This is a genomic window from Nitriliruptor alkaliphilus DSM 45188, assembly GCF_000969705.1.
Taxonomy (GTDB): Bacteria; Actinomycetota; Nitriliruptoria; order Nitriliruptorales; family Nitriliruptoraceae; genus Nitriliruptor; species Nitriliruptor alkaliphilus.
The window spans coordinates 4,509,294-4,531,257 of the sequence record NZ_KQ033901.1; the positions used below are offsets into that span (position 1 = coordinate 4,509,294).

Genomic DNA, 21,964 nt, shown 5'->3' on the forward strand with positions numbered 1-21,964 from the left:
TCACCGCGGCCGACGGACCCCCGACGCGTACCCGGACACGACGGTGCGCCCCACCTCGTCGGCGGTCATGCGGAACACCTCGCCGCCGGTGAGCCCCGCCAGGCGTTCGGCGAAGGCCAGCAGCCCGGGCGCGTCCTCGAGCAGGAACACGTCCAGTTCGATGTCGGACCGTGCGAGCCGCATCGCCTCGCGGAGGGTCGCCTCGAGGGTCTCGGGCACCGGGGGCCAGTTGAAGATCGACCGGCCGTCCACCAGGTGCGCTGTCGGTTCCCCGTCGGTGACCATGACCACGCGTTTGACGGGCCGGGGGTCGTCGGCGAGGACACGCCGCGCCAGCAGGAACGCGTGGTGCATGTTGGTGCCGTAGACCCGTTCGAAACCCGCCGCGGCCAGATCGGCGGGCTGCATCCTGCGGGCGTAGTCCGAGAACCCGATCAGGTGCAGCGAGTCCTGGCGGTGGTTGCCCTCGATCAACGCGTGCAGGGCGAGCGCCATGCGCTTGGCGGGCACGAAGTGGCCCTGGAGCGGCATGCTGAAGGACAGGTCGAGCAGCAGCGCCGTCGCGGTCCGCGGCCGCACCTCGGTCTCGACCACCTCGAGGTCGTCGGGGTGCAGGCGAACCCCGCGTCCGGACGTGCCTGGGGTCCCACCGCCGGCGACGCGGCGCATGACGGCGTTGCGGACGGTCGGGCCGACCGCGATCGGTTCACGGTCCCCGAACACCCAGGGGCGGGTCTGACCGGTCGGCTCGGGGTCCGCGCCCGCGGTGCGCGTGGCCGGTTCACGGCGCACCCTGGCCATCAGACGGGCCAGCGAGCGCTGCCCGAGCTGACGGGCACCGCGCGGTGTGAGGGTGAGCTCACCACCCTCGACGCGCATCGCGCCCGAGCGTTCGAGCTCACGTTCGAGCTGCTGGAGCCGACGCAGGTCACCGACCGCCTCGTCGCCGAGGTTGCGCCGCAGGGCCTCCTCGTCGATGTCCTCGAGGCTCGCCCCCGGGTGGTCACCCTGCAGGGCCCGCTCGAGATCCTCGAGCTCGGCGACCCGCGCGTAGGCGTCGACGGCGGCGCTCAGCGGTCCCACCGCGTCGCCCGGTTCCGGCCGCTCTGGCGGCGCTCCGTCGCCATCCCCCGCACCCGGGACGCCATCGGGGAACGCGGCCGCCAGGTTGCCGCCGAGCTGTCCGAGCTGGAACTGCAGGTCCACGTCGTCGAACACCTGTCGCGCCAGGTCCTCGAGCTGCTGGCGCTGCTCGGGCGGCAGGGAGCGCAGGAACGCCGCCGCAGCGGCGGCACGCTCCGCCATCGCCGCGAGCAGCTCGTCCAGCGACGTGGGATCCCCCGGGAGCAGGTCCCCGTGGGCCGCCTTGAACGCCGCGAACCGCTCGGCCTCGTCCGGCGGGGGCTGGCCGCCGTTGGCCGCACGCGCCTCGAGCATGGCGTTGAGGTCCCCGAGCATCGCCGCGATCCGAGCCTGGTCCTCCCGCGTCACCGACTCGAGCGCCCCCGTCAGCGCACGCAGGTGGGTGTCCAGGAGGTCGCGCCGCAGCTGATCGGCCAGCTCGTCGTAGGCCTGCGCCGCGTCCGGCGAGCGGAAGTCGTAGTCGGCGAGCGCCCGGAAGCGGCCTGCGGGATCGGTCGGTTGGGTGTCGAGGTCCAGCTCGCCGAGCCGCGCGTCCGGGTCGTCGGCCTGCGCGAGCGCCTCGCGTTCGGTCGCCACGATGCGTTCGAGCTGGTCGCGGAGCGCGGCCAGTGGCCCGTCGTCGTCGAGCTCACGCTGTAGCTCCCGGCGCTGCCGGGCCAGCGCACGTCGCAGGTCGTCGAGGCCCCGCTCCCCCGGCAGTCCACGCTGCTGGAGCTCGCGGAGGGCCCGTTGTCCCCCGGTGCCCATCAGCAGGTCGTCGGCCAGGCCGTCCAGGGCGTCGGCGATGTCGACGCGTTCCCCCATCGGGTCCTGGGACCCGTCCCACGCGCCGTACCGGGACCGGACCACGTCAGCCTCCGTACCGGACGCGTCCGTCGTCGACGTCGTCGCGGTTGATCCGTCGGCCGAGGTGCAGGCCTTCGAGGACGAACTCCGCGACCGAGGCCGCGACCTCGGCGTCGTCGCCGGCGTCCCAGTCCCCGCCCTCGCCCGGGGCGGGCTCCCCCAGCCGCTCGGTCCAGCGCGCGAGGCCGTCGACGCGGTCACCGAAGGCGGCCAGCAGGGCGTCGCCCGAGGTCAGATCCCCGGTCTCGACGGTCAACTCCCCCGCGTCGAACCGCGCCACGAGGTCGCGGAGGTCCTCCCCACCGAGGTGGCGGCGCCACACGGTCAGCACCGCCCGGCGGAGCGCCAGGTCGACCACCTCGACCTCGCCACCCTCGTCGAGCAGGTCGAACTCGATACGGCCGAGCGCAGCGGGCAGGACAGCGCGCAGGTCGACGATCCGCGGCACCGCGAGGCCAGCGCCGGTCCGGGCCGCTCGACGCACCGCACCGGCCACCAACGTCTCGTGCGCGCCGATCGTGAAGCGGACCGAGACCCCCGAGCGCTGGTTGACGTCGGGGCTCGCCCGCAGGAGCACCACCAGCTCGGCCAGCACCTCGTCGAGGAAGCGCGGGACGTGCACGGGGACGTCCGCCGGCGGCGGGGTCGCCTCGGTGTGCACGATCGCGATCTCGTCGTCGACGGTCCGCGGGTAGTGGGTCCGCACCTGGGCGCCGAAACGGTCCTTGAGCGGCGAGATGATGCGGCCCCGGTTGGTGTAGTCGTCGGGGTTGGCCGTGGCGACGAGCAACACATCCAGCGGCAACCGCAGCGAGTAGCCCCGGATCTGGACGTCGCGTTCCTCGAGGACGTTGAGCAACGCCACCTGGATCCGTTCGGGGAGGTCGGGCAGCTCGTTGATGGCGACGATCCCGCGGTGGTGGCGCGGCACCAGGCCCCAGTGGATGGTCTCCTCGTCGCCGAGGGTCCTGCCCTCGGCCACCTTGATCGGATCGACGTCACCGATCAGGTCGGCGACGGCCGTGTCGGGGGTGGCGAGCTTCTCGGCGAAACGGCGCTGACGGTCGACCCACGTGATCGGCAGGTCGTCACCGAGTTCGCTGTGGCGACGGCGGCAGGCCACGCAGGTCGGGTGGTAGGGCGAGCAGTTGATCTCGCACCCGGCCACCACCGGGGCGTGCTCGTCGAGCAGGTCGGTGAGCCGGCGGACCAGACGCGTCTTGGCCTGCCCGCGCTCCCCGAGCAGGATCAGGTCCTGACCGGCGAGCAGCGCCCGCTCGAGCTCGGGCAGCACCGTGTCGTCGAACCCGATGACCCCGGTCGTCAGCGGCTCGCCGGCCCGCAGGCGCGCTACGAGGTTGGCCCGCAGCTCCTGCTTGACGGTCCGGTCCGGGTAGCCGGAGGCCCGCAGCTCCCCCAGGGTCGCGGCTCGCGTCACGGGGTCCCTCACGGTCGGCTGCGCCGAGCGTACGAGGTCCCAGGAGACGGTGCCGGGGTAGAGCCGCGGTCACGGTCGGGCCGGCCCCGGCCGGTACCGTCGCGGGTCCGAACCGAGCCTGCGTTCCCGTCGTCCCCGCCGGCCGTCGCCGTCCCGACCATCCAGGATGCCCCGTGAGCGACCCCGAGGTCAGCACCGATGCGGCGGCCTGCTACCGCCACCCGGACCGGCCGGCCCTGACGCGCTGCTCGCGCTGCGAGCGACCGATCTGCGGCGACGACCTCATCGAGGCCCCGGTCGGCTACCAGTGCCCCGAGTGCGCCAAGGGCGGTCAGCCGGTCCGGCGGCTGCGCGACCTCGAGGTGGCCCAGGTCACCCGCGTCCTCGTGGGCGCCCTGGTGGTCGCCTTCGTGGCCACGCTCGGGACGGCGCGCAGCCCGGTGGCTGAGGTGGCGTGGCTGACGACGATCCAGGTGGGGCATGGTGAGGTCTGGCGCCTCGTGACCTCGGGTTTCGTGCACAGCGGCGTGATCCACATCGGGTTCAACGGCTACCTGCTGTGGCTGCTCGGCCACCAGCTCGAGCCGCGGATGGGGCGCGCCCGGTTCATCACCCTGTACGTCGGCGGCTTGATCGGCGGTTCCCTCGGCGTGATCGCCCTCTCGGCGATGTGGGTGTTCACGGGGCTGAACGAGGTCCCGGTGATCGGCTCGATCCTGACCACCCACCCGCTCCGCCCCACGGTCGGCGCCTCAGGTGCGGTCTTCGGGCTGTTCGGGGCGGCGATGGTCGCCTACCGCCAGCGCGGTATCGACCCGTGGCGCACCGACATCGGTTCGCTCGTGCTGCTGAACCTGGTGATCACGATCGCGTTCTCGTCGTTCATCTCGGTCGGTGGCCACCTCGGCGGTCTCGCCGGCGGCGCCCTGATCGGCGCCATCCTCCTGCGCGACCGCGACCGGTCCTCCCTGCGTCTCGCCATCGGTGCGGTCGTCGCCCTCACCGCCGTGGCCATCGTCCTGGCCCGGATCACCGTCACCGCCCTCTGACCCCACCGAACCCGCGCATCCGCGCGTTCACGGTGGAGAACGAGCCGACACCCGCGGTCACCCGCCCGCGAACCCGCGCATCCGCGCGTTCGCGGGTCGGTCCGCGTCACGCGGTCCCTGGTCGCCGCTTCGGGTCGTACGTCGGCGTGGGGATGCCTCGCTCGTAGGCGCGCAGCGTCAGCTCCGTGACGATCCGAGCGACCAGGGCGGACTCGTCACGGAGGTCCCGGTCGGTGACGTTCAACACCACGACATCCGCGGCTTCGAGCAGTTCGCGTTCCCGCTGCGCGTCCGCCTGGGCGTTGGCGATCCCACCGTGGTCGACGTCGCCCTGGTACTCGAGGGCGACGCCGTGCTCGAGGAAGAGCCAGTCCGACCGCCGAGCGGGCCGCAACCAGACCTGTGCGCGCGGTGCCGGGAGGAAGCCGAGCGCGATGTCACCGAGGTGACGCTCGCCGTCGCTCTCGCAGCGGCCGAGGGCGACACCACCCATCACCTCGAGGAACCGCGCCGCATCCGGATCGACGTCCGAACGCGCCACGAGTTGGTGCAGGAAGCGGTCGCGATCGATCAGGCCTCGCCAACCCAGCCAGTGACAGCCGAGCCGCAACGCCCGATCGCCGAGCTCCGCCCGCCACCGGACGCTGTGAACGAGCGCGTCCTCCGGCCGGGTGAGCCGCACCTCGCCGCAGCGGAGAACCGCACGGTCCGGTCGCGGATCGACCCGCCAGGGGAAGCCGACGTTGCGCAGCGTGCGGCCCGGCGCGACCAGGATCTCGAACGGCGCGCCGGCCGTGAAACCGTCGACGCCGAGGTGACCGAGGACCGCCGGACCCGTGATCGTCGCCGAGGGCCGCGACCGGAGGGCGGCGGCGAACGCGGCCTGTTGCCCCACGATGGCGCCGGCGACCGCCCGGTAGATGCCCCGCTCGACCACCACGAGGTGGCCCCGCCGCACGTACCCATCGATCTGGCTGGGCCGCAACCAACGTCGCAGCTGGAACCGGGCGAGGAGACCGAGCTGGCGCTCGGCGAGGACCAGTACCGGGGCGGGGAGGGGCAGCATCCCGGCAGCCTGCCTCGCCCTCGGTCCGCCGTCCGATCACGCCGCCCAGGACCTGTGGACAACCCCATCCAGCGAGTGAACCCGCGCATCCGCGCGTTCACGGGTGCCGAATCGCCGCGACAGCCAGCCATTGGCGTGCGAACGCGCGCATCCGCGCGTTCGCAGCGGTCACCTCGCCCCGGCAGCTACCCCCGGGCGAGTGAACGCGCGCATCCGCGCGTTCGCTCGGGTGGGGTCAGGTGCCGGCGGCGTCGAGCTGTTGGATCTGGTACTCGCCGTAGAAGGCGACGTCACGGGCGCCGGACGAGCGGAAGGCCGCGGCGAGGTCGGCCAGTTCACGGTCGCGGGCGTCCTCGTCGTCGTCGGGGGTGGCGACCTCGACGCCGACCACCACCCCACCCGCCTCGAGCGCCTCGTCGAGCACGTTCAGGCGCTCGGCCTCGTCGCCGAGCACCTTCTGCGCCGCGCGGACGATGCGGGTGACGGGACCACCCTCGCTCGGATCGGGTGCGAGGTCCGCATCCCCGGCGCCACGCAGCACGGTCGTGCGGTCGGCAGAGACGTCGGCACGGCCGAGCCGGTCGAGCAGCCCGTCGAGCGCCGACGGGTCGTCGAGCACCCCGACGACCTGGTCGGTCGGGTAGGTCAGCGCGTCATCGTCGTTCACGTGTCGTCGCCCTCCTCGTCGGGACTCGTCTCGGGCACGGCGTGCACCTAGGCACCGGTGCCGGCATCGGGGAGCTCGGCAACGTGGTCGGCACCGACCACGCCGGGTTCCCACCCCCGGGGCAGCGACCGCGTGCCGGGGAACAGCAGGTCGACGAAGCGTTCGGCCGTCGGTTGCGGTTCGTGGTTGGCGAGGCCGGGCCGCTCGTTGGCCTCGATGAACACGTGGTCCTCACCGGTCACGTCGGGGACCAGCAGGTCGAGGCCGACCACCGGGATCTCCAGGGCGGAGGCCGCGGCTCGGCACGCCTCCTCGAGCGTCGGGTGCAGCCGTGCAGTCACGTCGTGGATGGTCCCGCCGGTGTGCAGGTTCGCCGTCCGGCGCACCACGAGGGCCTCCCCCTCGTCGAGGACCTCGTCCATGGCGTGGCCCTGGTCCTCGACGCAGCGGACGGTCATGTCATCGAGGGGGATGGTCGATTCCCCGTGGGTCGCTGCCTCGCGGCGTCGAGCGGTCGCGTGGACCAACTGCTCGACGGTGTGTCGTCCGGTGCCGCGCACCGTCGCCGGGCACCGCACGGCCGCCGCGACCACCTCGCCGCCGATGACCAGGACCCGCAGGTCGTCGCCGGTCACCACCTCCTCGAGCAACACCACGGTGCCGTACCGCTCGGCGAGCGCGATGGCCTCGGTGAGCTCCTCGGCGCTGCTGACCCCGACGGTGATGCCCTGGCCCTGTTCGCCGCGGGCGGGTTTGACCACGACCTCGCCGAGCTCCTCGAGGAAGGCCACGTCGTCACCCGAGTGATCGACGACCCGCCCCCGGGGCAGCCGCAGACCCGCTCCTTCGAGGACACGCCGCGTGACGCGCTTGTCGTCGCAGCGGCTCATCGCCACGGCGGTGGTCAGCTCGGACAGGGACTCACGGGTGACCACCGACCGGCCCCCGTGGCTGAGCTTGAGGTAGCCACCCTCGGCGTCGAGCACCTCGACGGTGACCCCGCGTCGCAGCGCCTCGTCCGCCACGATCCGGGCGTAGACGTTGAGGTCGTCGATGCCCTCGGCCGGCGAGGCGCTGAAGAGACGCTCGTTGATCGGGTTCTTGCGCTTGACGCTGTAGACGGGGACGCGCACGAACCCGAGCTTCTCGTACAGCGCGATCGCCGCCTCGTTGTCGTGGACGACCGAGAGGTCGAGGAACGCGCGCCCACGGGCCTGGAACCGCCCCGCCAGTGCCTGCACGAGCGCCACGCCGACCCCAGGGCGGGTGGTCTGCGGGTCGACCGCGAGGCACCACAGCGAGGTGCCGTCCTCGGGATCGTGGAAGGCGTGACGGTGGTCGATACCCGTGACGGTCCCGATGACCTCGCCGGTCTCCGCGTCCTCGGCGACGAGGTAGGTGAAGGTGGCGGTGCGCTGGTTGGCCCACAGCACCTCGGTGGGGGCCGTGAGCATGCCGGCAGCGGTGTAGATGCGGTTGACGGCGTCCGCGTCGGACTCGGACCGCAGATCGCGCACGATGACAGCGCGCGGCGGGTCACGCGGGGGCTGGTGCTGGTGCAGCCACAGCCGGTAGGTGTGGCTCGGATCGATGAACAGCTCCTGTGGCGCCTTGCTCACGGCCACGTGCGGTTCGCGGACGTACAGGCAGATGTCGCGTCGCCCCGGCTCCTCGGCCGAGAGCACCTCGAGCAGGTCCTCGTGCGACGCGAAGGTCTGCCCGAACAGGATCCGTCCCCAGCCGCACTCGAGCGCGACGTCGGGTTCGAGACCCGAGGTCAGGTGGGCCGGTCGGTCGTCCCACGAGCGGGTCGAGAGCCCCTCCTCGGCAGGGGTGCTGCCCGCACCGTGCTTGAGGTTCCGGGATCGACGGCGGTCGGGAGCCACCACGGTCAGGCCGGCCGGACAGCGTGCGTCTGCAACCACATCTCCAGCAGCGCGAGCTGCCACAGCTTGTTGCCCCGCAGCGGGGTGAGCGAGGCGTTCGGGTCGGCGAGCAGCGCGTCGACGTACGCCGGCTCGTACAGCCCGCGCTCGCGTGCCTCGGGGGCCGACAGCGCGTCCCGGACATGGTCGAGGTAGGGACCCTGGAGGTGCTTGAGCGCAGGCACGGGGAAGTAGCCCTTCGGTCGGTCGATGACCTCGTTCGGGATGACCCTCCGAGCCGCTTCCTTCAGCACACCCTTGCCCTCCTGGGCGAGCTTGAGCTCGGGCGGGATGCGGGCGGCGACGGCGAGGACCTCGTGGTCGAGGAACGGCACCCGCGCCTCCAGACCCCAGGCCATGGTCATGTTGTCCACCCGCTTGACCGGATCATCGACCAGCATGATCTGCGAGTCGAGCCGCAGCGCCATGTCGGTGGCGGTCTCGGCCCCCGGCTGGCGGAAGTGGTCCTCGACCAGCTGGCGTGACACGTCCCGCTCGATGCGGTGCTCGGGACGGAGCACCTGCGCCATCTCGTCGTGGGGACGGTCGAAGAACGCGGCGTGGTAGGCGTCGACGGCGCGCCGAACGAGCACGTCACGGTCGGGACCTGGGCGCCCCGAGCGCGAGACGACACCCGGGCCGAGCTCGTCGGACAGCGCCTGCATCGGCGGGTACCAGTGGTAGCCGGCGAAGACCTCGTCGGCGCCCTGCCCCGACTGGACGACCTTGACGTGCTTGGCGACCTCCTGCGACAGCAGGAAGAACGCGACGGCGTCGTGCGAGACCATGGGTTCGGACATCGCCCCGATCGCGTCACCGAGCGCGGGCAGCATCCGTTCGGTGTCGATGCGCAGCTGGTGGTGATCGGTCCCGAACTCGCGCGCCACGACGTCGGAGTACTTGAACTCGTCACCCTCCTCGCCCCCGAACGACTCGAACCCGATCGAGAAGGTCGCCAGGTGCCGCTGGCCCGCCTCGGCGAGGAGCCCCACCGCCAGGGACGAGTCGAGACCGCCGGACAGCAGCACGCCGACCGGCACGTCGGCGACGAGCCGCCACTCGACCGCCTGCCGCAGCGAGGCGAGGACGGCGTCCTCCCAGTCGCGCTCGGACCAGTCGGCCCGGTCCGGATCGCGGGTGAAGTCCGGCCGCCAGTACTCGACCTGCTCACGGCGGCCATCGGCCTCGATGGCCAGGGTGGTGGCGGGCGGGAGCTTCCTGACCCCGTTGACGATCGTGTGCGGCGCCGGCACCACCGCGTGGAAGCTGAGGTAGTGGTGCAGGGCGACCGGGTCGATCGAGGTGTCCACGCCGCCCGCAGCGACCAGTGCCGGCAGGGACGACGCGAACCGCAGCCGCGCCCCGTCCTCGGTGAGGTAGAACGGCTTGATGCCGAACCGGTCGCGGCCGAGGAAGGTGCGACCGGAGTCCCGCTCGTGGATGGCGAAGGCGAACATCCCCTGGAGCCGGTCCACGAAGCGGTCACCCCAGGCGTGGTAGGCCTTCAGGACGACCTCGGTGTCGGAGGTGGAGAAGAAGCGGTACCCCCGTTCCGCGCGCAGCTCCTCACGCAGCTGCTGGTAGTTGTAGATGCAGCCGTTGAAGACGATCGTCAGCCCGAGGTCGGCGTCGTGCATCGGCTGGTTGCCGTGCGACGTCAGGTCGATGATCGACAGGCGCCGGTGGCCGAACGCGACGGGCCCCGCGCTCCACATCCCCTCGGCATCGGGGCCACGGTCGGTCATCAGGCCCATCATCTTCGCCACCGCGGCCACGTCGGGCGAGCGCCCGTCGAACCGCAGCTCCCCACTGAAGCCGCACACGTCGGTCTCCTCACGGTCGCATCGGACGACACCGGGCATCGCTCGCCACGTGCCACGTGCCCCGAGCTCGGGCGCGTGCGGCGCGCGGTGTCGCGCACCCCTGCAGCCTGGCCGGTCGGACACCCCCGGGGCCACCGCCGACCCCGGTCGACCGGCCATCGGTTCGGTCGGATCGCCCGGTCGACCGTCCCGACGCGGCTCCGCAGGCTCGTGGGCGACCACGTCAGCAGCGTTCCTCGACGAACGCCACCGCGCTCGCCCACAGGGCTCCCTCCGGGTCGATGACGGCCATGTGATCGCCGGGCAGGCGCTCGAGCCGGACCGGGTCGCCCGCGGCGCTTGCCGCTGCGACGTACCGCTCGGCCTGGTCGATGGGGACGGTGTCGTCCTCCTCGCCGTGGACGAGCAGGACCGGGACGCCGTGACCGACGAGCCCGACCGGGTCGGCGAGCGCGTACCGGTCCGGCACCTCGTCGGGCGTCCCGCCGACGAAGTCGGCCACGGCACCGTCGCCGAGCGCTCCCCCGGCTGCGAGGCTGGCGACCGCCGCCTGTGCCACGGCGGCGCAGGGAACGACCTGGGGCGCGGCTCCGACGACCCCGTCGGGCAGCACCGTGCGACCCACGATCCACAGCGCGAGGTGACCACCGGCGGAGTGCCCCACCACCGCGACACGGTCGAGGTCGAGGGGCCCGTCGCCAGCCACCACCGCGAGCTCGTCGACGGCCGCGGCGACGTCCGCGAGCGTGGCAGGGACCCCGCCGCCGGTCGGACCGACCCGCCGGTACTCGACGTTCCAGGTGGCCACGCCCCGCCGTGCGAGGTCCTCCGCGAGGGGGACCATCAGGTCGCGGCGGTACTGATCACGCCAGAACCCGCCGTGGACGAGGACGACCACCGGCCACCCGGCGGCCGGAGGAGCACCGTCAGGGACCCGCAGGTCGGCGACCTGCTCCGGCGACGAGCCGTACGCGTGCGTGCGGACCGCGGTGGTCTCGGGCACGTCGGTCCTCCTCCGCCGCGTCGACCGGGTGTGACGATCGACGGTGCGCAGGCTGCCAGACCCGGGGCCGCAACGGGGCGCTCGGCGCGCGGCGTAGCATCCGCAGGACCCCTCCCCCTCCGGAGCCGCCCGTGGAACCCGTCGCGCTGTCCCCCGAGCGCCGTCGTGCCAGCCTCGACCGGCTGGCCACGCAGCTGACCGACGTCCTCGTGATCGGCGGCGGGGTGACCGGGACGGGCGCGGCGCTCGACGCCGCCACCCGGGGGCTGACCGTGGGACTGGTCGAACAGCGCGACCTCGCGGCGGGCACGAGCAGCCGTTCGTCGAAGCTCATCCACGGCGGCCTGCGCTACCTCGAGCAGCTCAACTTCGGTCTGGTGCGCGAGGCGCTGGAGGAACGCGGCCGCATCTTGCACCACCTCGCGCCCCACCTGGTCCGACCGGTGTCGTTCGTCTACCCGCTGAACCACCTCGGGTGGGAGCGGATGTACGTCGGTGCGGGTGTGGCGCTCTACGACCAGCTCGGCGGCGCACGGCAGCTACCTCGCCACCAGCACCTGTCGCGGCGCAAGGCCCTCGCGCTGGTGCCGGCCCTCCGGCGCGACGCGCTCGTCGGGGCCGTCCGCTACTGGGACGCCCAGGTCGACGACGCGCGCCACACCATGGAGCTCGGGCGAACCGCGGCCGCGTACGGCGCGGACGTGGTGACCTCGACCCGCGTGACGGGACTCCTACGCGAAGGCGAGCGGGTCGTCGGCGTGCGGGTGGTCGACCAGGAGGCAGGTCGCGAGCTCGAGCTGCGTGCCCGCCAGGTGATCAACGCGACGGGCGTGTGGGCCGACGACGTGCAGGCGATGGCCGGCCGCGGCCGCATCCAGGTCCGGTCGTCGAAGGGCATCCACCTGCTCGTCCCGAAGGACCGCATCCACAGCGACAGCGGCCTCATCCTGCGCACCGAGCGCAGCGTGCTGTTCGTCATCCCGTGGGGGCGGCACTGGATCGTCGGCACCACCGACACCGACTGGGACCTGGACCTGGCCCACCCGGCGGCCTCGGCGCGCGACATCCAGTACCTGCTCGACCGGGTCAACCGGGTGCTGCGCACCCCGCTGACCCACGAGGACGTCGACGGGGTCTACGCCGGCCTCCGCCCGCTGCTGACCGGCGAGTCCGAGGCGACCAGCAAGCTGTCGCGCGAGCACGCGGTCGCCACGACCACGGCCGGCCTGACCACCATCGCGGGTGGCAAGTACACCACCTACCGCGTGATGGCCGAGGACGTCGTCGACGTTGCCACCCACAGCCTGCCGCAGCGTGTCCCGCCATCGGTGACGGCCCGGACGCCGTTGCTCGGCGCCGAGGGTTTCCATGCCCTGTGGAACCGGCGGCGCCGCCTCGCCGAGGAGGTCGGGTTGCACGTGAGCCGCGTTGAGCACCTGCTGTCCCGGTACGGATCGATGATCACCGAGGTCCTCGACCTCCTGGCCGATCGCCCCGAGCTCGGCGAACGCATCGAAGGCTCCGACGGCTACCTCAAGGTCGAGGCGGTGTACGCCGCCTCGCACGAGGGCGCGCTGCACCTCGACGACCTGCTGACGCGGCGAACCCGCACGTCGATCGAGACCTTCGACCGGGGCCTGACCGCCGCCCGCTCGGTCGCGCCGCTGATGGGCGAGGTACTCGGTTGGGACGAGGACGACATCGCGGGCGAACTCGAGCACTACCGGGCCCGGGTCGAGGCCGAGCTCGAGTCCCAGCGCATGCCCGACGACCGCACGGCCGACGCCGCACGGATGGGGGCCCGCGACGTGCGGGTCGGCGTCCGCCGCTGAACGAGGTCGGCGTCCGCCGCTGCCCCCCGACGGTCAGGGCAGCACGGTCCCCGGCGCATCACCGAGACCACCGACGACCTCCAGCGGCAGGTCCATGGTGACGACCCAGTTGGGCGCGTCGACGACCTCGGCGATGGCCAGGTCCCCCGCCACCGAGCACAGGACGTAGGCGTCCTCGGGGGTGAGTGCGTACCACCGCACGAGGTGATCGATCATGGCGCGCGTCGCGTCCTTCGCGGCGAGGTACAGGTCGGGGCCGATGCCGGTGGTCACGTGCCGTGGCCCCTGCGGTCCGGTGGTCCCCCGCGTGCCCGGGACCAGGATCTGCGGTGCGGCGATCGGCAGGTGGTCGTTCACCGAGATGCGCAGCCGTGCCGTGGCCGTCGTCTCGACCGCGGTGCCGCAGACCTCGCCGTCGCCCTGCGCCGCGTGCGGGTCACCGATCGACAGCAGGGCCCCCTCGACCTCCACGGGGAGGTACAGGGTGGCGCCACGACCCAGCAGCTTGCAGTCCAGGTTGCCGCCGACCCGGCGGGGAGGGATCACCGAGTGCCGACCCGGTGCCGCCGGGGCGAGCCCGACCGTGCCGAGGAACGGCGCGGCCGGCAGAACCCCGATGTCGCCGACCTCGAGCCGGTCGCCGTCGCGCACCGTGACGACCACGTGGGGATCGGAGAAGTCGTCGGCGAGCAGCCCGAACCCCGGCAGGATCGTGGTCCACCCGACGGCCCCGACCTGCAGGTCGAGCACCTCGACGACCAGCGTGTCTCCGGGGCGCGCGGTAGCGACGTGGATCGGCCCGGTCAGCGGGTTGCCGCGGGACAGGTCGAGCGCGGAGACGTGGGCTGCCGTCGCGTCCGGACCGAGCTGTCCGTCGAAGCAGTCGGCCAGCACGACCTCGATGGTCTCGTCCGACCCGATCTCGATCGCCGGCGGCAGATCGCGGTCCCAGCCGAGGTGGCCGGTGCGGTGGTGGATGGATCGCGTCCGTCCCGTGCCGCTCACGCCGTGAGGTCCGCCGCACCGAAGGCCGTGGTGAAGCGCCGGCACCAGATCACCACGGTGTCGAAACGGTCGAGGTCGACGTCCGCGGGGATGACGTAGTTCTGGTTCCCGATGTTGCCGGTCAGCACGCCCAGGTCGACGAACTCCGCACCGAGCTCGTCGTCGGTCGCGTCGGCATCCGCCGTGGTGAGGTAGACGAACAGGTCGGGACCGTTGGTGGACGCGAAGTCCTCGAGCCGAAGCACGTGCGAACCGTCCTCGAGGCGGAAGGTCGTGGCCTGGCCCTCGACGCTGTACCGGCTGCGCGAGGCGAACGCACCCATCGCGAGCTCGACCGGTCCCGCGGGTTCGGCCTCCGCGCCGGCCTCGCCCTCGGCCGCCTCCGCGTCCTCCGCGTCCTCCGCGTCCTCCGCGTCCTCCGCGTCGGCGGGCTCGGCGGGGTCGTCCGGCTCGGCCGCTGCGTCCGCAGGGTTCTCGTCGGCCGCCCCGGCCGAATCCTGCCCGGCACCTGTCAGCGGGAACTCCTCGTCGACCACGTCGTCGAACAGCAGCGTCTGCGGTTGGAACCACACCAGCACGAACACGATGCCGCCGACGCCGACCGCGACGAGGCTGCCGAGCAGCGCGGGCCTCGCCCGCAACCGCTGCCACCACCCCGCGGTCGATGCCCCCGTCCTGCGATCCTCGCCACCCACGGTGCGCTCCTGTCCGACCCCGTCCTACCACAGGGCGACCACCGACGCCGACGGCCCTCCCTGCCGCCAGCGGTACCCTCCGGCCGTGATGCGATCCCTCTTGCGCCCCACCGCCCTGGCCTCCCACGTGGTGGTCCTGGCCGTGGTCGTGGCGCTCGCCAGCCTGGGACAGTGGCAGTTCCAGCGGCTCGAGGAGCGCCGGGAGCAGAACCAGCGGCTCGAGCAGCGGGCGGGTGCCCCGGCCGTCGACGTCGCCGAACTCGCGTCGGGCGGACCGGTCGACGACGACGCCCTCGAGTACCGGCGGGTCACCGCGACGGGGACCTACCTCGCCGACGAGGAGCTGCTCCTCGAGGGACGTGAGCTGCGGGGCCAGAGCGGGCGAGACTCCTTCGTCCCGCTCGAGCTCGATGACGGCACGCTGGTGCTGGTCCGGCGCGGCTGGGTCCCGCGCGAGCTCGGCCCACCTCCGCTCGCCGACGCCGTACCCCCGAGCGGCGAGGTGACCGTCGAGGGCTACCTCGAACGCAGCGTGCCGCAGCCGGGCTTCGGTCCACGCAACCCCGTGGACGGGCAGCTGACGATCCTCCAGGTCCCCGACGTCGACCGCATCGCGCGCCAGCTACCGGGTCCGACGTTCCCGATGATCGTGCGGCTGACGGCGCAGGATCCGCCGCCTGTTCGCTCCGAGGCCGTCGCCGCCCGCGGCCTCGATGCGCTCCCTGTGGTCTACCCGGAGGAACCGTTCGACGAGGGCAGCCACCTGTCGTACGCGCTGCAGTGGTACAGCTTCGCCGTGCTGGCCCTGATCGCCTACGGGGCCTACTGGTTCAAGCGTCTCCGCGAGGAACGGGCGGTGCCTCCCACCGGCACCCCGCCGGCGGCCGGAGCGGCGGACCCACCCCCCGCACCGGTCGGCTCGGGTCAGCCGCCGCTGTAGGTCCGGGCGGTGCCCTGCGCGTCCACGGCGGCCGACAGCCGTTCGAGCGCGATCACGTAGGCGGCGGTGACCAGCGGCAGGTCACGGCCGCTGGCGACCCGCGTCAGGTGTTCGGTCTCGGCGACCATCCGGCGCTCGAGCCGCTCCTCGACCGCCGCGGCGTCCCAGCGGTCGCCGGACCGGCCCTGGATCCACTCGAACCAGCTGACGGTGACCCCACCGGCGTTGGCCAGGATGTCGGGGACGACCTCCACCCCGGCCTCGGTCAGGATCTCGTCGGCATCGGCGGTGACGGGTCCGTTGGCCACCTCGAGCACGACGCGAGCCTGGAGATCACCGGCGTTGTCGGCGTGGATCGCACCCTCGAGGGCCGCGGGGACCAAGACGTCCACGTCCAGGGCGAGCAGCTCGGCCGCGTCGATCACCTCACCGACAGGCGGATCCTCGAGGCTGCCGGTCCCCTGCTTGTGGGTCACGAGCTTGCCGACGTCCAGCCCGTCCGGGTCGTGCACGGCGGCCCGTGAGTCGCTGACCGCGACCACGCGGTAGCCGTCGGAGGCGAGCGTGGCGGCGAGCTGGGAGCCGGCGTTGCCGAACCCCTGGACCGCGACCGTCGGCGTCTCGACCCCGGACAGCAGCCGGTCGCGCAGGATGCGCAGCACGTGGAAGGCCCCGTCCGAGGTGGCCGACGAACGTCCGGGGATGCCACCGAGGGCGAGCGGTTTGCCCGTGAAGGCCGCCGGCACGTGTCCGCGGACGATCTTGTCGTACTCGTCCGCCATCCAGCCCATCACCAGCTCGTTGGTCGCCACGTCGGGCGCGGGGATGTCGATGTCGGGACCGAGGGCGTCGGCCACCGCCGAGACGTACCCGCGGGAGAGCCGTTCGAGCTCGGCGGTCGACAGGGACCGGGGGTCGACGCGGACCCCGCCCTTGCCGCCACCGAACGGCAGGTCGAGCAGCGCGGTCTTGAAGGTCATCCAGTAGCTGAGCGTGGTGACCTCGCGCACGTCCACGTCCGGGTGGTACCGGATCCCGCCCTTCGCGGGCCCACGCGAGTCGTCGAAGCGGACGCGGTAGCCGGGGAAGACGCGCAGCGACCCGTCGTCCATGCGGACCGGGATGGAGACCTTCAGCGACGAGCTCGGTTGCTCGAGCCGGTGCAGCAGCTCGTCGGAGATCTCGGCGTGCTCGTAGGCCCGCTGCGGGCGCCGGGTCGCATCGGACAGCAGATCGTCGGTCACGGGTGCGCTCTCGTCGAGGGGTGGACCGCAGCATGCCTGCCGCAGCGCGTCCGTTCCTCCGAGGGACCACCGTCGGTCGTCCCGCTCACGAGGGGTGCCAGAAGCGGTCGCCTCTCACGAGGGGCGCGAGAAGCGGTCGCCTCTCACGAGGGGCGCGAGAAGCGGTCGCCTCTCACGAGGGGCGCGAGAAGCGGTCGCCTCTCACGAGGGGCGCGAGAGGAACCGGTAGTGGCTGACGTGCCACTCGTCGCCGCCGGCGAAGGCGAACAGCTCCTCACAGGCGATGTCGAAGACCCGCCACCGGTGGAACCACGCGGTCGCAGCCCGGGGCCCGTAGGTCTCGCCGAGCAGCTGGATCGCCCGATCGCGGTGGGTGTCGAGGTTGTCGAGCCAGGCCCGCAGCGTCCGGGCGTAGTGGGTCCCGGAGATGACCCAGTGGTCGGCGACGTCGAGGTCGCGCACCGCGTGGAGGAGGAGGTCGTCGGAGGGCATCAGACCACCGGTGAAGAAGTGGCGTGCCATCCAGTCGCCGCTGCCGCCGGTGTCGAAGGGGTAGGGGTCGGACCGGTGCGCGAACACGTGGACGAACAGCTCGCCGCCGGGCCGCAGCCACGTCGCGATCCGCCCCGTCAACGCCCCGTGGTTGCGCACGTGCTCGAACATCTCGACCGTCACCACCCGGTCGAAGCTGGCCGGCGTCACCACGTCGGCGTGGGCGTCCACACCGAGGGCGTTGACGTCGCAGGTCAGCACGCGGACGTTGTCGAGGCCGCGAAGGGCGGCCTGCTTCTCGATGTGCTCGCGCTGGGTCGCGGAGTTCGACACGGCGGTGATGCGCGAGGTGGGGTAGCGCTCGGCCATCCACAGGGTCAGCGACCCCCAGCCGCAGCCGAGCTCGAGCACGTCCTGGCCGTCGGCGAGCCCGGCGTGGTCGCAGGTCAGCCGCAGCATGGCCTCCTCGGCGTCGGCCAGCGTGAGCTCGCCCGAGGTCTCGGGCCAGTAGCCGGAGGAGTACTTCAGATGCGGCCCGAGCATCAGCTCGAACAGCTCGGTCGGGACCTCGTAGTGCTGCTCGTTGGCCTCGTCGGTGTGGATCGCGAGCGGCGCCTCGGCCAGTTCACGCAGCAGGGCGCGCTTGCGCTGCGACCGGGCCTCGGCCCCACCGGCGGTGATGGCGCCACGTCGCGCCCGCAGCAGCCGCCTGATCGACGCACGCAGGAGCGGGTCGGGCAGCAGGCCCCGGTCGATGACGGCGTCGGTCAGCCGTGCGCCGAGCGGCAGGCGACTCACGCCACGACCTCGTCGGTGGCGGTCCGACGGAGCCGGCGTGGCGGCAGATCGGCCTCGCGGACGGGGACCAGCTCGCGGCCGTACGGTCCGATCCCGAGGGTGCCGTTCATCGGGCGGGTGAGGACCAGCTGCAGGTCGTTGATGTAGCGCGCCAGGAAGGCGCCCTCGCAGTAGGCGAAGTAGAACTCCCACATGCGCACGAAGCGGCGATCGAACCCGAGCTGCTCGACCTGCTCGACGTTGCCCATGAAGCGCTCACGCCAGCGGCGCAGCGTCTCGGCGTAGTGGACGCCGATGTTCTCGCTGCTCTCGACGTACAGCTCGGAGTTGCTGCCCATCGCGCCCGAGATCGCCTCGAGCGACGGCAGGTGGCCGCCGGGGAAGATGTAGCGCTGGATGAAGTCGGGCCGACGGCGGTAGTCGTCGTACCGCTGCTCGGGGATGGTGATGACCTGGATCACGGCCAGACCGTCGGGTGCGAGCAGATGGTCGACGGTCTCGAAGAAGGACCCGAAGTAGCGGTGGCCCACGGCCTCCAGCATCTCGATCGACACGATGCGGTCGAACCGTCCCCCGACCTTGCGGTAGTCCACGACCCGCACGTCGACGAGGTGGTCGAGGCCCTCGCGCACCATGCGTTCGCGGGCGTAGGCGGCCTGTTGCTCCGACAGCGTGATCCCGGTGACCCGGCAGCCGTGGGTCCGTGCGACGTACGAGGCGAACCCGCCCCAGCCGCACCCGATCTCGAGTACGTGGCAGTCCGCGTCGATCCGGACCTTCTCGGCCAAGCGGGCGTACTTGGCCTCCTGGGCCTCCTCGAGGGTCACGGTCGCGTCGGGGAAGTAGGCCGCCGAGTAGGTCATGGTGTCGTCGAGGAACAGGGCGTACAGCTCGTTGGAGAGGTCGTAGTGGGCCTCGATGTTGCGCTTCGACTGGCCGAGCCGATTGGCGCGCATCCCGTGGATGAGCTTGTCCCCGGCGATGTTGAGCACGGCCGCGGGCGTGATGCGACGCAGCGCGCGACGGTTGGCGATGACGATCCGGATGAGCGCGACCAGGTCCGAGGAGGTCCAGTACCCGGCCATGTACGACTCGCCGACACCGACCGATGCACCGTGCAGCAGGGAGGTCAGGAACCGCCAGTCGCGGACGTCGATGTCCGACCGCAGCTCGGCGTCAGGGTCACCGAAGATGCGCACGCGGCCGTCGGGCAGCCGCACCTCGACGGCACCCACCTGCAGCTGGGCGAGCATGCCCGAGACGGTGGCCAGCGCACGCCGCTCCGCGGCGGTCGGCGGCCGGTGGGACCGCCGGGCGGCGGCGGTCGAGGCGCGGGTCACGAGGCGAGCTCCTGGACGGTGGCCGCCGGTCCGGCGACCACGGGGGCGGGGATGGTGGGTGGCCCGCTGCCTCGTGCCGACCGGGCGTCCCCGAGGTCGGCGTAGCCGTCGTCGGGCGGGATGGGCTTGCGGAGCAACGGGGTGCGGAGGCGCCACAGGCGGAGCGCCTGGCGGTGGATCAGGTAGACGGTCCGCAGCGTCACCAGCGGGTAGCGCAGCAGCGTGCGCCCGAGGGCGACCCCGGTCAGGGGCACACGACGGGCGTCCTGGGTGGCGGTGAGCACGAGCTCGCCCTCCTCCAGCGCGCCGGCAGCCTCGCGGACGTCCATCCGGATCAGGAGGCGCTCCGCGGGGGGGACGAAGGCGAACTCGTAGGTGTGGCCGGCAACGTCGAGGAACGGCGAGACGTGGAACACCTTCGGCGTCCTCGCACGGACGGTGCCGTCGGGACGACGTTCGAGGTCGTCGAGCAGGTAGCTGTGCGACTCACCGAAGGTGTTGTCCACCTCGGCCACGACGAGGGCCAGCGAGCCGTCCACGTCGTGGCAGAACCACCAGCTGACCGGGTTGAACACGTGGCCGAGCACGCGGAGGTTGGTCAGGACCTGGACGTGGCCGGCGGGCAGGTCGACGCCGCGGTCAGCGAGCCAGCGTGCGAGCTTGATGCGGACGGGCACGTCGGCGGGTCCGAAGTGGTCGGTGTCGCGGAAGCCCGTGATGGCACGTCGGCGGTAGCCGAAGCCGCGCACCTGCCGGTCGAGCTCGGGGAGCTCGTCGACGTCGAGCAGCGCCCAGTAGACCCCGTACCGGAACGCGTTCACCCGCGGTCGGTGCCGGCGGTGGCGGACGGTCCCGACGTACAGCGACGAGCGGCGGGGAGCCCGGGTGCTCACGCCGGCCACCGGATGCCGAGGTGGCTGACGGCGCGGACCGCCGACCAGAGCCCGTCCTCGTGGAAGCCGTAGCGCTGGTAGGCCCCCACGTGGAAGGTCCGGTCCCGGCCGTTGAGCTCGTCGAGCCGGCTCTGGGTGGCGACCGCCTCCGGCGAGTACGTGGGGTGGCGGTAGTCGAGGCGCCGCAGGACCGTGCCCTCGCGGGGCGGGACGGTGGGGTTGAGGGTCACGACGTACTCGCGCGGCTCGTCCAGGGTCTGGAGTCGGTTCATGTGGTAGCTCAGCGATACACGCTGCGAGGGCGTCTGGCAATCGTCGAGCAGGTAGTTCCACGAGGCCCAGGCGTCGCGGGACCGCGGAAGCAGGGCGGTATCGGTGTGCAGGTAGGTCGCGTTGTCGCGGTAGCCCCACGCGCCGAGCAGCTCCTTCTCCTCGCGCCGGGGATCGACGAGCAGGGCGAGCGCTTCGTCGGCCTGCGTCGCGAGGACGACCGCGTCGAACCGTGCGCTGGCTCCGGATGCCGTGCGGACGGTGACGCCATCGAGGTCACGTTCGATGGCGGCCACGCCGTCGCCCCGGTGGATCCGGTCGGCGAAGGGTGCCGACAGCGGTGCGATGTAGGACGAGGTACCGCCCACCACGGTCCGCCACGGGTGGTGGGTGGTCACGCCGAGGAGGCCATGGTTGGCGAAGAACCGCAGCAGGGTGCCGAGGGGGAGGGTCTCGATGTCCTGCGTACCGGAGGACCAGATCGCGGCCGCCATCGGCTGCAGGTAGTGGTGTCGGAACCCGTGCTCGAACCCGGCGGCGAGCAGGAACCGCCCGAGGGCCAGCTCGTCGGCGCGCGGGTCGTCGACCAGGCTGGCCCCGAGCCGGTTGAACCGGGCGATGTCGGTCAGCATCCGCAGGTACGAGGGTCGCACGAGGTTGCCCGGCTGGGCCACGACCCCGCGGGCGCTCCCCGCGTACTCGAGGTCACAACGTTCGCAGCGCAGGGACCAGGACATGTCGGAGGGCTGGGTCGTGACCCCGAGCTCGTCGAACAGGCGCACGAGCAGGGGGTAGGTGGCCTCGTTGTAGACGACGAAGCCCGTGTCGACGGACAGATCACCGCCGTCCTCCGGTGCGCCCCCCGGTGTGCCGACCCGTGGGACCCGCACGGTGTGGGTGTGGCCACCGAGGCGGGTCTCACGCTCGAACACGTGCACCTCGTGACGTGGGGACAGCAACCAGGCGCTGGCGAGGCCGGAGATCCCGGTCCCGATGACAGCGATGCGCACGACGCGGCTCCTCTCGCGCCCCGGACGACCGGGGTCGGCGGCCGCCGGATGAGCCCGGGGCCGTGCGAGGTTCGAGACGCGGGGCGTCGAGGTTCGCCCCAGGTGCGCGCCGGCCCGCTCGTGTGCGGACAGCGTGGAGCGGCGCTGGTCGGTCCCTGCTGGGATCGTCCTGCGCCGCTCCGAGGTGGCGAAGCCCCGCACCGTCCCCCAGGTCGCCCTGCGGTGCCGCGGGTCCCGCCGTGGCCGCCCCCCGTCCGACCACGACGCCGCAGACCGACCGGTCCGCGGTACTGCACGTCGCTCCCGGCCGGGCGGCCGGTACCGAGGGTGACGCGCTCGCCGTGCCCTTCGGCCAGCATCTTGGTCGATGGAGGGTCGGGAGGGAACCGTGCCGGCACCGCTCTTGGCGTGGTGGTGCCAGCACCACGACACCGAGGCCCCGAGCGTCACACGCCCGGGTGCGTCCGCACAGCCGCCGGAGGGGT

17 protein-coding genes are annotated in these 21,964 nt (G+C 72.6%); 3 read left to right on the forward strand and 14 right to left on the reverse strand.

Features of this window, described 5'->3' with window-relative positions:
• Together NITAL_RS20810 and NITAL_RS20815 are read right to left on the reverse strand one after the other, a co-directional pair.
• Window positions 1-1,992 carry a vWA domain-containing protein gene (locus NITAL_RS20810; protein WP_052668245.1) on the reverse strand — a complete coding sequence of 664 codons (1,992 nt, stop codon included), beginning with the start codon at window positions 1,990-1,992 and terminating at the stop codon, window positions 1-3.
• A 1-nt stretch (window position 1,993) separates the two neighbouring features.
• Entirely contained in the window at window positions 1,994-3,427 is a 1,434-nt protein-coding gene (locus NITAL_RS20815) for a sigma 54-interacting transcriptional regulator (protein ID WP_052668247.1), read from the reverse strand.
• A 173-nt stretch (window positions 3,428-3,600) separates the two neighbouring features.
• Between NITAL_RS20815 and NITAL_RS20820 the strand changes: the two genes are divergently transcribed.
• Window positions 3,601-4,476 (forward strand): rhomboid family intramembrane serine protease, encoded by an 876-nt coding sequence (locus NITAL_RS20820; RefSeq protein ID WP_052668249.1) that lies wholly within the window; start codon window positions 3,601-3,603, stop codon window positions 4,474-4,476.
• A 106-nt stretch (window positions 4,477-4,582) separates the two neighbouring features.
• Here NITAL_RS20820 and NITAL_RS20825 read toward each other — a convergent pair whose 3' ends face one another.
• The 5 genes from NITAL_RS20825 to NITAL_RS20845 form a co-directional block, all read right to left on the reverse strand.
• Entirely contained in the window at window positions 4,583-5,542 is a 960-nt protein-coding gene (locus tag NITAL_RS20825) for a hypothetical protein (RefSeq protein WP_052668250.1), read from the reverse strand.
• 235 nt (window positions 5,543-5,777) lie between these two features.
• On the reverse strand, window positions 5,778-6,209 hold the full coding sequence (locus tag NITAL_RS20830; RefSeq protein WP_052668252.1) for a hypothetical protein: 432 nt from the start codon (window positions 6,207-6,209) through the stop codon (window positions 5,778-5,780).
• A 47-nt stretch (window positions 6,210-6,256) separates the two neighbouring features.
• Window positions 6,257-8,104 (reverse strand): N-acetylglutaminylglutamine synthetase, encoded by a 1,848-nt coding sequence (ngg, locus tag NITAL_RS20835; RefSeq protein WP_425413698.1) that lies wholly within the window; start codon window positions 8,102-8,104, stop codon window positions 6,257-6,259.
• On the reverse strand, window positions 8,101-9,957 hold the full coding sequence (locus NITAL_RS20840) for an N-acetylglutaminylglutamine amidotransferase (RefSeq protein ID WP_052669880.1): 1,857 nt from the start codon (window positions 9,955-9,957) through the stop codon (window positions 8,101-8,103). The genes ngg and NITAL_RS20840 overlap by 4 nt, the downstream gene beginning before the upstream one ends.
• A gap of 223 nt (window positions 9,958-10,180) precedes the next feature.
• Entirely contained in the window at window positions 10,181-10,960 is a 780-nt protein-coding gene (locus NITAL_RS20845) for an alpha/beta hydrolase family protein (protein WP_052668254.1), read from the reverse strand.
• 131 nt (window positions 10,961-11,091) lie between these two features.
• Here NITAL_RS20845 and NITAL_RS20850 point away from each other — a divergent pair, with 131 nt between their 5' ends.
• Entirely contained in the window at window positions 11,092-12,792 is a 1,701-nt protein-coding gene (locus NITAL_RS20850; RefSeq protein ID WP_052668255.1) for a glycerol-3-phosphate dehydrogenase/oxidase, read from the forward strand.
• Window positions 12,793-12,825: 33 nt separating this feature from the next.
• On the opposite strand, the gene NITAL_RS20855 is transcribed toward NITAL_RS20850, so the two are convergent.
• Together NITAL_RS20855 and NITAL_RS20860 are read right to left on the reverse strand one after the other, a co-directional pair.
• Window positions 12,826-13,797 carry an acetamidase/formamidase family protein gene (locus tag NITAL_RS20855; protein ID WP_083441842.1) on the reverse strand — a complete coding sequence of 324 codons (972 nt, stop codon included), beginning with the start codon at window positions 13,795-13,797 and terminating at the stop codon, window positions 12,826-12,828.
• A complete protein-coding gene (locus tag NITAL_RS20860; protein ID WP_169786914.1) occupies window positions 13,794-14,492 on the reverse strand; it encodes a DM13 domain-containing protein in 699 nt (232 codons plus the stop codon). Before NITAL_RS20860 ends, NITAL_RS20855 begins: the two co-directional genes overlap by 4 nt.
• An 88-nt stretch (window positions 14,493-14,580) precedes the next feature.
• Here NITAL_RS20860 and NITAL_RS20865 point away from each other — a divergent pair, with 88 nt between their 5' ends.
• The gene (locus NITAL_RS20865) at window positions 14,581-15,432 is read left to right on the forward strand and encodes an SURF1 family protein (RefSeq protein ID WP_245617753.1); all 852 of its coding nucleotides are present in this window, start codon (window positions 14,581-14,583) and stop codon (window positions 15,430-15,432) included.
• On the opposite strand, the gene NITAL_RS20870 is transcribed toward NITAL_RS20865, so the two are convergent.
• From NITAL_RS20870 to NITAL_RS20890, 5 genes are all read right to left on the reverse strand, one after another.
• The gene (locus NITAL_RS20870) at window positions 15,417-16,676 is read right to left on the reverse strand and encodes a Glu/Leu/Phe/Val family dehydrogenase (protein ID WP_052668259.1); all 1,260 of its coding nucleotides are present in this window, start codon (window positions 16,674-16,676) and stop codon (window positions 15,417-15,419) included. The genes NITAL_RS20865 and NITAL_RS20870 overlap by 16 nt on opposite strands.
• 201 nt (window positions 16,677-16,877) lie before the next feature.
• Window positions 16,878-17,966, reverse strand: coding sequence for an SAM-dependent methyltransferase (locus NITAL_RS20875; RefSeq protein ID WP_052668260.1), 1,089 nt, complete (start codon window positions 17,964-17,966; stop codon window positions 16,878-16,880).
• Window positions 17,963-19,306: an SAM-dependent methyltransferase gene (locus NITAL_RS20880; RefSeq protein ID WP_052668262.1), complete on the reverse strand. Its 1,344-nt coding sequence runs from the start codon at window positions 19,304-19,306 to the stop codon at window positions 17,963-17,965. Before NITAL_RS20880 ends, NITAL_RS20875 begins: the two co-directional genes overlap by 4 nt.
• Window positions 19,303-20,208, reverse strand: a complete 906-nt coding sequence (locus tag NITAL_RS28225) for a DUF1365 family protein (RefSeq protein ID WP_052668263.1) — start codon at window positions 20,206-20,208, stop codon at window positions 19,303-19,305. Before NITAL_RS28225 ends, NITAL_RS20880 begins: the two co-directional genes overlap by 4 nt.
• Complete coding sequence (locus tag NITAL_RS20890) at window positions 20,196-21,479, reverse strand: NAD(P)/FAD-dependent oxidoreductase (RefSeq protein ID WP_052668264.1); 1,284 nt, start codon at window positions 21,477-21,479, stop codon at window positions 20,196-20,198. Before NITAL_RS20890 ends, NITAL_RS28225 begins: the two co-directional genes overlap by 13 nt.
• Window positions 21,480-21,964 lie beyond the last annotated feature (485 nt).